Source organism: Rahnella sp. 2050, assembly GCF_040544515.1.
In the GTDB taxonomy this organism is placed as follows: domain Bacteria; phylum Pseudomonadota; class Gammaproteobacteria; order Enterobacterales; family Enterobacteriaceae; genus Rahnella; species Rahnella aceris.
This window is the reverse complement of the sequence record NZ_JBEPKE010000001.1, coordinates 987,795-1,001,263: the sequence shown is the minus strand read 5'-3', so window position 1 is coordinate 1,001,263 and position 13,469 is coordinate 987,795. Positions and strand designations below refer to the sequence as shown.

The 13,469-nt window shown below is 52.6% G+C and carries 11 protein-coding genes; 4 read left to right on the top strand and 7 right to left on the bottom strand.

Going from position 1 to position 13,469, the window contains the following annotated elements:
* The first annotated feature begins 20 nt into the window (after positions 1-20).
* The gene (locus ABIC79_RS04430; RefSeq protein WP_037036070.1) at positions 21-1,754 is read left to right on the top strand and encodes an ATP-dependent endonuclease; all 1,734 of its coding nucleotides are present in this window, start codon (positions 21-23) and stop codon (positions 1,752-1,754) included.
* Here ABIC79_RS04430 and ABIC79_RS04425 read toward each other — a convergent pair.
* Complete coding sequence (locus tag ABIC79_RS04425) at positions 1,751-2,740, bottom strand: VirK/YbjX family protein (RefSeq protein ID WP_354566588.1); 990 nt, start codon at positions 2,738-2,740, stop codon at positions 1,751-1,753. The two genes, ABIC79_RS04430 and ABIC79_RS04425, sit on opposite strands and share 4 nt — an antisense overlap.
* Before the next feature lie 292 nt (positions 2,741-3,032).
* Positions 3,033-3,254, bottom strand: coding sequence for a cold shock-like protein CspD (cspD, locus tag ABIC79_RS04420; RefSeq protein WP_013574768.1), 222 nt, complete (start codon positions 3,252-3,254; stop codon positions 3,033-3,035).
* 393 nt (positions 3,255-3,647) lie between these two features.
* On the opposite strand from cspD, the gene clpS reads away from it, so the two are divergent.
* On the top strand, positions 3,648-3,968 hold the full coding sequence (gene clpS / locus ABIC79_RS04415; protein ID WP_013574769.1) for an ATP-dependent Clp protease adapter ClpS: 321 nt from the start codon (positions 3,648-3,650) through the stop codon (positions 3,966-3,968).
* Between the two features lie 27 nt (positions 3,969-3,995).
* Positions 3,996-6,278 (top strand): ATP-dependent Clp protease ATP-binding subunit ClpA, encoded by a 2,283-nt coding sequence (clpA, locus tag ABIC79_RS04410; RefSeq protein ID WP_112151150.1) that lies wholly within the window; start codon positions 3,996-3,998, stop codon positions 6,276-6,278.
* A gap of 221 nt (positions 6,279-6,499) precedes the next feature.
* On the opposite strand, the gene infA is transcribed toward clpA, so the two are convergent.
* The 5 genes from infA to trxB form a co-directional block, all read right to left on the bottom strand.
* Positions 6,500-6,718 carry a translation initiation factor IF-1 gene (infA, locus tag ABIC79_RS04405; protein ID WP_002211347.1) on the bottom strand — a complete coding sequence of 73 codons (219 nt, stop codon included), beginning with the start codon at positions 6,716-6,718 and terminating at the stop codon, positions 6,500-6,502.
* A 93-nt stretch (positions 6,719-6,811) separates the two neighbouring features.
* Positions 6,812-7,546: a leucyl/phenylalanyl-tRNA--protein transferase gene (gene aat / locus ABIC79_RS04400; RefSeq protein WP_015689576.1), complete on the bottom strand. Its 735-nt coding sequence runs from the start codon at positions 7,544-7,546 to the stop codon at positions 6,812-6,814.
* 51 nt (positions 7,547-7,597) lie between these two features.
* Positions 7,598-9,319: a heme ABC transporter ATP-binding protein/permease CydC gene (gene cydC / locus ABIC79_RS04395; protein WP_354566662.1), complete on the bottom strand. Its 1,722-nt coding sequence runs from the start codon at positions 9,317-9,319 to the stop codon at positions 7,598-7,600.
* A 2-nt stretch (positions 9,320-9,321) separates the two neighbouring features.
* Positions 9,322-11,088 carry a heme ABC transporter permease/ATP-binding protein CydD gene (cydD, locus tag ABIC79_RS04390; protein ID WP_013574773.1) on the bottom strand — a complete coding sequence of 589 codons (1,767 nt, stop codon included), beginning with the start codon at positions 11,086-11,088 and terminating at the stop codon, positions 9,322-9,324.
* A gap of 148 nt (positions 11,089-11,236) precedes the next feature.
* A complete protein-coding gene (gene trxB, locus ABIC79_RS04385; RefSeq protein ID WP_015689578.1) occupies positions 11,237-12,205 on the bottom strand; it encodes a thioredoxin-disulfide reductase in 969 nt (322 codons plus the stop codon).
* A gap of 732 nt (positions 12,206-12,937) precedes the next feature.
* On the opposite strand from trxB, the gene lrp reads away from it, so the two are divergent.
* The gene (gene lrp, locus ABIC79_RS04380; RefSeq protein WP_354566587.1) at positions 12,938-13,432 is read left to right on the top strand and encodes a leucine-responsive transcriptional regulator Lrp; all 495 of its coding nucleotides are present in this window, start codon (positions 12,938-12,940) and stop codon (positions 13,430-13,432) included.
* Positions 13,433-13,469 lie beyond the last annotated feature (37 nt).

Genomic DNA, 13,469 nt, shown 5'->3' with positions numbered 1-13,469 from the left:
GAGCACACAGGAGGCGTCTGATGTATCTGGAACGTGTTGATATTGTCGGTTTTCGCGGGATTAACCGCCTGTCTTTGACGCTGACGCAGCCCGCGCAACGTGGCGCATCGATTACCGGTTCTGCCCATCAGGGGCAGGCCGAATCCTTTCTGACCAACACCGTGTTAATCGGCGAGAACGCCTGGGGGAAATCCAGCCTGCTCGATGCGTTAACTCTGCTGCTTTCCCCCGAATCTAAATTGTACTGCTTTAAAGAGGAGGATTTCTATTTCCCGGCAGGCGAAGAGGAGGCCAAATCACAGTACCTGCACGTGGTGTTTACATTTTGCGAGAACCAGGCCGGTCATCATATGTCGCCGCGCTTTAATCCGCTCTCACCGCTTTGGGTGAAATGTGCCGATAAACTGAACCGTATCTATTATCGTCTTGAAGGAGAGCTGGACGACGATGGCAGCGTGATGACGCTGCGCAGTTTTCTGTCGTCTAACGGTCAGCCTTTAAATCTGACGACGATTGATCCGCTTGCGCAGGCGTTGATCCGCCTGAACCCGGTATTACGCTTACGCGATGCGCGCTTTATTCGCCGTCTGCGCAGCGAAACACTGGCGCCGCGGCTGGCAGTCAATAATGAAGAGCTGGCAAAACAGCTTGATGAACTGACGCGCGAATTGGTTCACAGCCCGCAGACGCTGAAAAACAGTGAACTGCGCAGTGGCCTGTCGGCGATGCGACAGTTGCTGGAACACTATTTTGCCGAGCAGGGGACGTCCAGCAGCGCACCCTGGCAGCAAAAGCGTCATGGCCGGGCGGAGAGCCGCCGCGCATGGCGTTCGCTGGATAACATCAATCGCATGATTGCCGAACCCAACAGCCGCAGTATGCGGGTGATGCTGCTTGGCATGTTCTCGACATTGTTACAGGCGAAAGGCTCGGTGGTGCTGCATCCGGATGCCCGGCCACTGTTACTCATTGAAGACCCCGAAACCCGTTTGCATCCGATCATGCTATCGGTGGCCTGGGGATTACTGGATCAGTTGCCGTTGCAGCGTATCACCACCACCAACTCCGGCGATTTGTTGTCGCTGGTGCCCGTTGAGCAAATATGCAGACTGGTGCGTGAGTCCGGCCGCGTCGCGGCTTACGCCATCGGTCCTGAAGGGCTGAGTATGGAAGACAGCCGCCGCATCGCTTTCCATATCCGTTTTAACCGTCCCTCGTCTTTATTCGCCCGCTGCTGGCTGCTGGTGGAAGGCGAGACCGAAGTCTGGTTGCTGAACCAGCTGGCGCGTCAGTGTGGTTATCATTTTGAATCGGAAGGGATAAAGGTTATTGAGTTTGCACAATGTGGCCTGAAGCCTCTGCTGCGTTTTGCGCGGCAAATGGGCATCGAATGGCATGCGCTGGTCGACGGTGACGAAGCCGGTCGCAAATATGCTGCGACAGTGATTGCGAACGTGGAAAACCACAACGATACGCTGCGATATCGCCTGACGGCGTTGCCGTCGCAGGATATCGAACACTTCCTGTATCGCGAGGGTTTCGAAGACGTTTACCGCAAGAATGCGGCGATACCGGACAATGTGCCGATGTCGCCGAGAAGAATTATCGATAAAGCCATTCACCGCAGTTCGAAGCCAGATCTGGCGATTGATGTGGCACTTGCGGCCTCGTTGCGGGGAACCTCGTCTATTCCTGCGCTGCTGCGGCAAATGTTTTCCCGCGTGGCATGGCTGGCACGCGGCAGGGCGGATTAAGCGGCGTGGCTGTTTTCGGTTATCACGGGGTTGCCATGTCCGCTGGAAAAAGTGCGACGGATCTGCGTTTCCAGATCGTCTAACAGCTGGTAACGGCGACGGTATTCCGAGCGTCGTTTACTGGCGATTTCTTCCAGCGGGCGATGGGCAATCTGTGAAGGTAAATGGAAATAACCGTCATCGCCCGGTTTAGCATCCAGCGTTTCCCAAAAACTGTCGTAATCGGCAAACACCATGCCTTTGCGTTTTTTGTAGCGCGGGTTTTCATAAATATGGGTGTGATTTCCCACCGCCACGATTTGCTGCATGCCGGTGACGTCTGCGAGTGTGGTCAGCGCTTCAATCACCAGACGTTTAGGGAATAAACCGTGGCAGGCTTTGGTCGCTGTTTGTATTTCCAGATGATCCACGTGCGCGCGTGGCCCCTGTAACGCGCCGATAAACAGCGTCGGACGCCCCTGATATTCAATAAACGAAAACGTCACGATCGCAATCGGTTCACCCTGCGGAGTATTAAATGTCAGGGTGGCTTCGCCTTCTTTATCGAGACGGCTGATGGCATTAAAGGCGACAAAAAAATGTTGCCCCTCTTTGCCTGTCAGCGTGGCGATCGCCATCGGCTTTTTATTCAGATAACCGTGATTAATCGCGTCGGGCAGGCAATGACCAATCATATCGTAGTGATCACTGATGCGTTTCATCGCCTGTTGCGGCGTGATATTTGCCGACTGATACGCCCGGTGCAGCTTACAAGGCAGGCTGGGCATGGCGGTCAGGATTTCGTCGCGCTGCGGATGCTGTGCCAGATAATCAAGCATCCCAAACGTTCTGCGCGGGTGCGCCAGCGTGCGGAAGAGGAATTTGAGGCGATAGCGTGGTAATTCCCATGATGGCCCCGGCGTTATCTGACGGGTGAGCAATGCCTTCATTAACTGAAGGCCGGTAAGTGGCGCCTTTTCTACAGAAGGGTAGCTGAAAGTAGTCATGGAAATACCTGTTGTCGTGAGCCAGAGTTTTGTGGTGGCTATTTCATCAGGCCAAGAATAAACAGGTATACAACGGTGGGAATTATGGAGAAATTGCATGTAATTTGTTGAGATGATGTTTAGATTTACATCCTCATATGATGTGTCTTAGCAATTTGTGTCTAAAAAATGTACTTTTTTTCACGCTCAGGACTTGAAGCCGGAAGCATTCTCCCCCATAAATAAAAATGCCAGTCAGTAAGTGACCGGCATTTGCAGTTGAAGCGTTATCTGATGCGTGATGCTGAACCGGTCAGGCGACCACTTCACTTTCCACTGGAATAATGAGACTGGCATGATTCCCCTTTGGGCCTTCATGAACGTCGAAATTGACCTGCTGGCCGGCTTTCAGAGTCCGGTAACCCTCCATCTGGATTGTGGAGTAGTGAGCGAAGATGTCTTCACCGCCATTTTGCGGGCAAATGAAGCCAAAGCCTTTAGCATTATTGAACCATTTAACAGTACCCGTCTGCATGCTTCTACATCCCTCTCATGACTAGTCTGGTAGTAAATAGATAAAGCCAGTTGAGTGAGCCCGAAGGCCGGAACACGGCGGATAAGCGTCTGTTCAGGCCGGTTTAAACTCCGTTCAGCTCACGAATTTACACTCTAGTGGAATAGAGTTAGACGTCAAGGAAACGGCATTTGTCGCGGGGGAGCAGATAACCAAAGTTTGAAGCAGGTAACGCTATTGACATATTTTGTTAAGTTTTGCCCGGCGTTGTCTGACGTACGTAGACATTTTGTGCAGCGGCAAGGTGAGGCCAGAGATGGTAAAATACGGTAATAACAGCGCGAGGCTCTGCAGAAAGTCTTCCCGTTTGTGTATTTGGCTTCCAATACGATCTTCACAGGTGATGAACTGGCAATGGGTAATAATCAAGACTGGCTAAATTTTGAACATTTGGCGGCGGATAAGCAAAAGGATGAGGTAAAACCGCCATCTATGTATAAAGTTATATTAAACAACGACGATTACACTCCAATGGAATTTGTGATTGACGTTCTGCAAAAGTTCTTTTCTTATGATATTGAACGTGCAACGCAACTGATGCTCCAGGTGCACTACAGAGGTAAAGCGATATGCGGCGTTTATACTGCCGAAGTCGCGGAAACCAAGGTCGCACACGTAAATGAGTACGCCAAGGAGAATGAGCATCCGTTGCTGTGTACGCTGGAAAAAGCCTGATTAAGGCAATCTATTTGGGAGGTGCCTATGCTCAATCAAGAACTTGAACTCAGTCTCAACATGGCTTTCGCAAGAGCCCGTGAGCACCGGCATGAGTTTATGACCGTGGAGCACCTGTTGCTGGCGTTGCTCAGCAACCCTGCTGCCCGTGAAGCGCTCGAAGCTTGTACAGTTGATTTAGTGGCCCTGCGCCAGGAACTGGAAGCCTTCATCGAGCAAACCACACCCACCTTACCTGCCAGTGAAGAGGAACGTGACACCCAGCCTACGCTGAGTTTCCAGCGCGTTCTGCAACGTGCGGTATTCCACGTGCAATCTTCTGGCCGCAGTGAAGTGTCCGGCGCCAACGTTCTGGTCGCGATTTTCAGCGAACAGGAATCTCAGGCTGCCTACTTACTGCGTAAACATGATGTCAGCCGCCTTGATGTGGTGAACTTTATCTCGCACGGCACCCGTAAAGATGAATCGGGTAGCCAGGCGCAAAACAATGCGGAAAACCCAGTTAACGAAGAACAGTCGGCGGGGGAAGATCGTATGGAGAACTTCACCACTAATCTTAACCAGTTAGCGCGCGTAGGTGGTATCGATCCGCTGATTGGCCGTGACAAAGAACTGGAGCGCGCCATTCAGGTGCTCTGCCGTCGCCGTAAAAACAACCCGCTGTTGGTGGGCGAATCCGGCGTAGGTAAAACGGCCATTGCCGAAGGGCTGGCATGGCGAATCGAGCAGGGCGATGTGCCGGAAGTGATGGCAGAATGCACCCTGTATTCTCTGGATATTGGTTCGTTGCTGGCGGGTACCAAATACCGCGGTGATTTCGAGAAACGTTTCAAATCTCTGCTGAAACAGCTGGAGCAGGATAAAAACAGCATTCTGTTTATTGATGAAATCCACACGATTATCGGTGCCGGTGCGGCGTCAGGTGGTCAGGTGGACGCGGCAAACCTTATCAAACCGTTGCTGTCGAGCGGCAAAATCCGCGTGATCGGTTCGACTACCTATCAGGAATTCAGCAATATCTTTGAGAAAGATCGCGCTCTGGCACGGCGTTTCCAGAAAATTGATATTACTGAGCCAAGCGTTGAAGAAACCGTCCAGATTATTAACGGCCTGAAAACCAAATACGAAGCGCATCACGATGTGCGCTACACCGCAAAAGCGGTGCGTGCGGCGGTCGAGCTGTCGGTCAAATACATTAATGACCGTCATCTGCCGGACAAAGCCATCGACGTGATTGACGAAGCGGGCGCACGTAGCCGGTTAATGCCGGTCAGCAAACGCAAGAAAACCGTGAATGTCAGCGATATCGAAAGTGTCGTAGCGCGTATTGCCCGCATTCCGGAAAAAACTGTGTCTGCGACAGACCGTGATGTCCTGAAAAGTCTGGGCGACCGCCTGAAAATGCTGGTCTTCGGACAAGATCCGGCTATTGAAGCACTGACCGAAGCGATCAAGATGAGCCGCGCCGGTCTGGGTCAGGATCACAAGCCTGTCGGTTCGTTCCTGTTCGCCGGTCCAACCGGGGTGGGGAAAACCGAAGTGACGGTTCAGTTGGCGAAAGCGATGGATATCGAACTGCTGCGTTTTGATATGTCGGAATACATGGAACGTCATACGGTCAGCCGTCTGATCGGTGCGCCTCCGGGATATGTCGGTTTTGATCAGGGCGGTTTGCTGACGGATGCGGTGATTAAACATCCGCACGCCGTCGTGCTGCTTGATGAAATAGAGAAGGCGCATCCGGATGTCTTCAACCTGCTGCTGCAGGTGATGGACAACGGTACGCTGACCGATAACAACGGTCGCAAAGCAGATTTCCGTAACGTGATTTTGGTGATGACCACTAACGCCGGTGTGCGTGAAACGGAACGTAAATCGATTGGTCTGGTGCATCAGGATAACAGCCCGGATGCGATGGAAGAGATCAAACGGACCTTTACGCCGGAATTCCGTAACCGTCTGGACAACGTTATCTGGTTCAACCATTTGTCTACGGAAGTTATCCAGCAGGTTGTCGACAAGTTTATCGTCGAACTGCAGGCGCAACTGGATGCGAAAGGCGTTTCTCTGGAAGTCAGCGACGAGGCTCGCGACTGGCTGACAGTGAAAGGCTATGACCGTGCGATGGGTGCGCGTCCGATGACCCGTACCGTTCAGGAAAACCTGAAAAAACCACTCGCTAACGAGCTGCTGTTTGGTTCACTGGTGGATGGCGGTTCCGTCTCTGTGGCACTGGATAAGGCGGCTGACAAGCTCACTTATCACTTTATGAGTGCGCAGAAGAAAAAACCGGAAGGTGCGGTGCATTAATTTTTCATAAAGCATGAAAAAACAAAAGGCGATGTGAAAACATCGCCTTTTTTCTTTCTGAAATTCTTTATTTAATTGCAGTAATTAGTGAGGGATTTCAGAAAGGATAATGGAACAAAACGCCGGATTGCGGATACCACAAAACGCCCTTGCAACAGCAGGAAGGGCGAAAAGGGTATCCTCAGGTATCGCCGGAAAATCAGCGATGAGTGAGCCGCTTATTAACGGCTACGGAAGACAATGCGGCCTTTGCTCAGGTCGTACGGGGTCAGCTCTACAGTGACTTTGTCGCCCGTCAGGATGCGGATGTAGTTCTTACGCATTTTACCGGAGATGTGAGCGGTAACTACGTGTCCGTTTTCTAATTCTACACGGAACATAGTGTTTGGCAGCGTATCAAGTACGGTGCCTTGCATTTCAATGTTGTCTTCTTTGGCCATCGAATCCTCTAGGTCTAACTACCATAGTTTTTAACCGGCAAGATAATGCCGAAAAACCCACATTATGTAAAGAAGTATGGTCCATGACCGCACCTATTCCCTATCCTTCGGGAACACCGGCAGGTCTTCATCATGTGGGGATAAGTCTTGTGGCAACCAGCAATCCGGTGCTAACGCGCGTTGCGAAAGTGCGGATAACTGCTGCAAAAATTGGCGGCGGGGGATCTCTCTCGCACCCAGCGACGCAGTGTGAGGGTTGAGCACCTGACAGTCAATCAGTTCTCCTCCATTGCGGGAAAAATGTTGGCAAAAAAGCATAAGCGCGCACTTAGAGGCATTCTCCCGCCGGCTGAACATCGACTCACCGCAAAATAATCCGCCGACAGAAACGCCGTACAAACCGCCAACCAGTTCTTCACCTTCCCAGACTTCAACCGAGTGCGCGCGTCCGGCTTCATGCAATTCCTGATAACCACGCTGCACCAGCGGCCCGATCCAGGTGCCATCTTCACGCTGCATGGCGCACGCATGGATCACCTGCTCAAATTGCTGGTTGAGGGTGAAACGAAACGGCATCTTGCGCATAAAACGTTTCAGACTGCGGCTGGCGTGGCGTTCTCCCGGGACCAAAATTGCGCGGGGGTCAGGTGACCACCAGAGGATCATTTCCCCCGGCTCGAACCAGGGGAAAATGCCATGCTGGTACGCGGAAAGCAGGCGGGGAGCGGTAAGATCGCCCCCGATAGCCAGCAGGCCATTCGGCTCCTGCAATGCGGTTTCAGGTTCCGGGAAATTCAATGAATTGGCCTCAAGCTTAACTAACCGCATAGATCTCCTTATCCGGCGGACACGTCCGCCGTAAAACCACAAACAACCCCGTCAGGCGCGGGCAAGGAACCTTGCATAACGACTTTGTGCCGCGGTTAACGTCTGGTGATCGCCTTGTTCCACAATCTGCCCCTCTTCCATAACACATATCCTGTCGAGGGCTTCCAGACCGTGCAAACGGTGCGTCACTAAGAGTAGCGTCTTATTCTGACAATGCTTGTGCAGCAGTGCCAAAATGTGTTGTTCCGTTTCTGCATCCAGCCCTTCCGTGGGTTCATCCAGCAACCACAGTGGCGCGTCATGTAACAAAGCTCGCGCCAGCCCGATACGACGCTGTTCGCCGCCGGAAAGCTGACGTCCGCCTTCACCGAGCCAGGCATTCAGGCCTTCGTTTTCCAGCAGGACATGTAAATCAACTTGTTTCAGAGCATCGGCGATTTGTTCGTCGGTGCTCTGCGGCGATGCCATGCGCAGGTTTTCGCGCAGCGTGGTGTTAAAGACGTGCGCACGCTGGCTGACGACGGTGATCATTTTGCGCAGTGTCGCTTCATCATAATCAGCAACCGGATGACCGTTGATTTCCAACGCACCGTTGCTGATATCCCAGGCGCGAGTCAGCAGTTGCAGCAGGGTGGATTTGCCACAACCGGTCTGACCAAGCAGGGCGATGTGCTCACCGGCACGGACATCCAGATTGATATTTTTCAGCACCGGCAACGGTTGCCCCGGATAGGTGAAATTCACATTTTTCAGCGACAGACTAACCCGTTCACCGGCCAGCGGGCCCTGAGACGGGAAGGTCACATCTGCGGGCTGGTCGATGATCTGGCTGACGCGCTGAGCTGAGGCGATAACCTGCCCGAGATGCTGGAATGCGGCGGCTACAGGTCCCAGCGCTTCGAATGCCGCCAGCGGGGTGAAGACAAACAGTGCGATCAGTGCGCCCGGTTGCGGGAACTGGTTGATACCACCGGCAGCCAGCCATAGCATCAGTGTGACGGTCAGACCGGCCGCCGCGATCACCATTGCCTGAGACAGGCCCGTGAGTTTTGCCTGCTGCTGCTGGCGCAACATCCAACGCTGTTCGATATCATTGAGTTGCTGGCGGAACCGCGACTGAGCGCCGAAAACCACCAGTTCAGACTGCCCCTGTAACCACGATGTCAGTTGCATCCGGTAGTTACTGCGCAGCGCCGTCAGTTCACGTCCGGCAGGTTTTCCCGCGCGGTAGAAAATCACCGGCAGGAGCAGCATCAGCACCAGCATAATCGCGCCCAGCGTCAGCGCCAGTTTCACGTCGAGGAAGCTCAGGCCGAAGGTCACCAGAATGATCACCACCAGCGCACTCACCAGCGGAGAAATGACCCGCAGATATAAGTGATCGAGCGTATCGACATCGGCGACCAGGCGGTTAAGCAGGTCAGCCTGACGGAAATGTGCAATTCCCCCCGGTGACAGCGGCAGAATTTTTGTGAATGTAAACACCCGCAAATGCGCCAGCACACGGAAGGTCGCGTCGTGGCTGACCAGACGTTCAGCATAGCGGCCTGCGGTACGAAATATCGCAGCACCGCGCACACCGGCTGCGGGCAGCATATAGTTGAAGCTGTATAAACCGGCGACACCGGCCACTGCCGAGGCTGCCAGGAACCAGCCAGAGAGCGTCAGCAGACCGATGCTCGCCAGTAAGGTGACGATGGCCAGAATAACACCCAGTGACAGACGGAACCCGTGGCGGCGGTACAGAGCAAGATAAGGCAGAAGGGTTTTCATCATTAAAGCTCCTTATTCCGCCGGGAAAGCAGACTGGCGAATAAACCGTTCTGAGTCACCAGTTGCGCGAAGGTGCCACGCTCAGCGATCAGGCCTTTCTCCATCACCCAGATTTCGTCATAGTCACGGGTATCTTCCAGTTGATGCGTTACAAGCAGTGAAGTCTGTGCTTTAGAGGCTTCGCTCAGCGCGCTCATCACACGTTTTTCGCTGTGCGCATCCAGGCTGGCGGTCGGCTCATCGAGCAGTAACAAACTGCATGGTGAGAGCAGGGCGCGGGCAACGGCGACGCGTTGCGCCTGTCCGATAGATAACCGCGCAGCACTGTCACCCAGTTCAGTTTCCAGCCCCAGCGGTAACAAGGGTAGAAATTCATTCACATACGCACGTTCAATGGCGGACTGAAGCTGTTCGTCACTGACCTCCGGCTGATTAAGCAGAATGTTGGCGCGCAGGGTAAGTTCGGGCAGATACGGGTTCTGGCCCACCCAGCTCAGCTGTTTACGCCATTCGTCACTACGCAATGATTTCAGTTCAATACCGCTGGCAGTAAGGGAACCCTGGTAAGGCAGGAAGCCCAGCAGGGCGTTGAGCAGGGAGCTTTTCCCCGCGCCGCTCAGGCCGACAATCGCGATACGTTGTCCGGTCTGAATGCTAAACGTTAACGGACCGGCCAGCGTTTTGCCTTGCGGTGACTGAATAATGACGTCGCGGGCTGCCAGTGCCACTGTCTGCCCGGCTGGCCAGGGTTGCTCGCCGTCACCCATATCGGCACTTTCTGCGCTCAGAAACGTGACTAAACTTTCTGCTGCGCCGATGGCTTGCGCTTTGGCGTGGTAAAACGCGCCCAGATCACGCAGAGGCTGGAAAAACTCAGGGGCAAGTATCAGTACCAGAAAGCCGGCGAACAAGGTCACAGGCGTGCCGTAACTGCCAAAATTGAGTTCACCGAGATAGGAGAAGCCGAAGTAAACCGCGACAACCGCGATAGAAATAGAGGCGAAGAATTCGAGTACAGCGGAAGATAAAAAGGCCAGACGCAGAACGTCCATCGTGCGGGCGCGGAAGTTTTCAGTTGAACGCTTAATCTGGTCGATTTCCGCTGTGCCGCGATGGAAAAGGCGAAGCGTATCAAGACCGCGCAGGCTGTCGAGAAAATTCCCACTCAGACGCGCCAGCGCGACAAAGTTACGACGGTTCGCATCAGCGGCCCCCATACCGACCAGTGCCATAAACAGCGGGATCAGCGGCGCTGTCACCAGCAAAATAAGCCCGGCGGCCCAGTTAATCGGGAAAATACTGACCAGAATGAGGAGGGGAATAATACCTGCGAGAGCGATCTGCGGCAGATAACGGGAATAGTAATCCTGCATATCTTCGATTTGTTCAAGAATAATGCTGGCCCAACTGCCAGCCGGTTTTCCCTGGATCCAGGCAGGTCCCAGCTTCTCGAGACGATCCAGCACCAGCTTGCGCATTTCCTGACGGATAACACGTCCGCAAATAAAGCCCACCTGTTCACGCAGCCAGGTGACCACAGCGCGCAGAACAAACGTCAGCGCCATTAACAGGAAACTTTGCAGCAGGGCATCACGCGGTGTGTGGTCAATGATCAGGCTGTGCAGTAATCCGGCCATCAGCCAGGCTTGCGCGAGGATCAGCAAACCGGAAAGTAAACCCAGCATCATAGACAGACGGATCCAGCCTTTGGCGCGTGAGCTTTGTTGTTTTAACCAGCGGATAAGTTCTTGTTGTCGTGTTTTATTCATCAGGCATCAGTCTGTGCAGCAATCCGGATGGGAGGGCGCTCATGTTACATGCTTGGCTCAACACTGAAAACAATAAGGCGGCAATTAAGCCGCCTTATTCGTTACTCTTTGTATGGACTCTTGGTCCGATAACTAGCCGCAGGCGTAATTATAAATCCGGGGCTTGAGATAAACCGTCCAGATAGCGTTCTGCATCCAGTGCGGCCATACAACCGGTTCCGGCAGAAGTGATCGCCTGACGGTAGATATGATCCATAACATCGCCCGCTGCGAAGACGCCCGGAATACTGGTCTGGGTGGCGTTGCCATGAGAGCCGGACTGCACTTTGATGTAGCCATCTTTCAGTTCCAGCTGGCCTTCAAAAATGCCGGTATTCGGGCTGTGGCCGATAGCAATGAACACGCCCGCCACATCCACTTGCGATTTCTCATCAGTGCGCACGTCGAGCAGGCTCGCGCCTGTCACACCCATCTGATCGCCGACCACTTCATTCAGGGTCTTATGGGTATGCAGAACGATATTGCCGCTGGCCACTTTGTCATTCAGACGATCCACCAGAATTTTTTCTGCACGGAAGTTGTCACGACGGTGAATCAGATGCACTTCAGAGGCAATATTGGCCAGATAAAGAGCTTCTTCAACAGCGGTGTTGCCACCGCCGACAACCGCGACTTTCTGGTTGCGATAGAAGAAGCCATCACAGGTTGCGCAGGCTGACACGCCGCGACCTTTAAAAGCTTCTTCAGAAGGCAGACCGATATAACGTGCTGAAGCGCCGGTTGCGATGATCAGCGCGTCACAGGTGTATTCACCGCTGTCACCGGTCAGGCGGAACGGACGGTTCTGCAAATCGACTTTGTTGATGTGGTCGAAAATGATCTCAGTATTAAATTTGGTGGCATGCTCATGCATACGTTCCATTAAGCCCGGACCGGTCAGACCCTCCGGATCGCCTGGCCAGTTTTCCACTTCGGTAGTGGTGGTCAGCTGACCGCCTTTTTCCACACCGGTAATTAATACCGGATTGAGGTTTGCACGCGCAGCATAAACCGCTGCGGTATAACCCGCCGGACCGGAACCCAAGATCAATAACTTACTGTGTTTAACCGTACTCATGCGTAATTCATCTCCGCGATGGCGACAAGCGATAAACCGATTGTAGGGAAAACGGCGCAGTAAAAAAAGTAAACTCAGATGTTGTTAACGATTTGTCTGATAGTTTTTACTGCGTAACCCGCGTAAAAAGGATTTCGCCAATATTGATGAGGCAGATAACTGTTTGATGGATAGGATGAAAAACCAGCATTCCGGCGACCGATCGTTGTGAACGTTGTTCATCAGAACGCGTTAATTTAGCCACAATTCAGGATTGTTTGTAGGGATTTGGCCGAAATAATGGGTGAGATGCGTTGTTATTGTTCATAGATAAAAGACAGCTAAAAAGGGGGCGTCCGCTTTTCAATCTGGCACGTTCTTCTGATTTTGCTTCTTTTACTTTGACAATCCGCTGTGCATTTGCGAAAACATCAGGGGAAGAAGAAATTAACTGCCTGTCTGTGACTTGAATTTATGCAATTGGCTGCTACGGACCCGTCCTGGTATTGCTTTTTGGTTTTTATGTCGCAGCAGGGTTTAGTGAATCAGGTTGGTGGTTTTCAATCTATTAATTTCACAAGGTTATTTCTTTTGAGTATCCGTTTTATGGCCGTGTTCCTTTTGACAGGGGATCAACGCGGCTTTTGGATGCGTAAACCTTAATCATCGGGTCTTCGCTTGGGACAACCCTTAGACATTGAAGTTGGCTGGGGTATGGCAGGTGCAGGGAAGGACAGCAGAGAGACAATAATAATGGTAGACAACAAAAAACGTCCGGGAAAAGATCTCGACCGTATTGACCGTAACATCCTCAACGAATTGCAAAAGGATGGCCGGATTTCAAACGTCGAGCTTTCCAAACGTGTGGGATTATCTCCAACTCCATGTCTGGAGCGCGTTCGTCGTCTTGAACGTCAGGGCTTCATCAATGGTTATACTGCATTGCTCAACCCGCATTATCTGGACGCATCGTTGCTGGTATTTGTTGAGATTACCCTCAATCGCAGCGCCCCGGATGTGTTTGAACAGTTCAATGCGGCAGTACAAAAACTCGAAGATATTCAGGAGTGTCATCTGGTTTCAGGGGACTTCGACTACCTGTTGAAAACCCGCGTACCTGATATGTCTGCTTACCGTAAGCTGTTAGGTGAGACTTTACTTCGTCTGCCAGGTGTTAACGACACCCGCACCTACGTGGTGATGGAAGAAGTGAAACAGACAAATCGCCTGGTCATTAAGACCCGGTAATTGTTCTGGTGCAAAACCTTGTCATTTTAGCTACACT

Coding starts and splice junctions, on each gene's coding strand:
- trxB (WP_015689578.1), bottom strand. CDS start 12,205: ATGAGTACGGTTAAACACAGTAAGTTATTGATCTTGGGTTCCGGTCCG.
- clpS (WP_013574769.1), top strand. CDS start 3,648: ATGGGTAATAATCAAGACTGGCTAAATTTTGAACATTTGGCGGCGGAT.
- infA (WP_002211347.1), bottom strand. CDS start 6,718: ATGGCCAAAGAAGACAACATTGAAATGCAAGGCACCGTACTTGATACG.
- clpA (WP_112151150.1), top strand. CDS start 3,996: ATGCTCAATCAAGAACTTGAACTCAGTCTCAACATGGCTTTCGCAAGA.
- cydC (WP_354566662.1), bottom strand. CDS start 9,319: ATGAAAACCCTTCTGCCTTATCTTGCTCTGTACCGCCGCCACGGGTTC.
- ABIC79_RS04430 (WP_037036070.1), top strand. CDS start 21: ATGTATCTGGAACGTGTTGATATTGTCGGTTTTCGCGGGATTAACCGC.
- ABIC79_RS04425 (WP_354566588.1), bottom strand. CDS start 2,740: ATGACTACTTTCAGCTACCCTTCTGTAGAAAAGGCGCCACTTACCGGC.
- aat (WP_015689576.1), bottom strand. CDS start 7,546: ATGCGGTTAGTTAAGCTTGAGGCCAATTCATTGAATTTCCCGGAACCT.
- cydD (WP_013574773.1), bottom strand. CDS start 11,088: ATGAATAAAACACGACAACAAGAACTTATCCGCTGGTTAAAACAACAA.
- cspD (WP_013574768.1), bottom strand. CDS start 3,254: ATGCAGACGGGTACTGTTAAATGGTTCAATAATGCTAAAGGCTTTGGC.
- lrp (WP_354566587.1), top strand. CDS start 12,938: ATGGTAGACAACAAAAAACGTCCGGGAAAAGATCTCGACCGTATTGAC.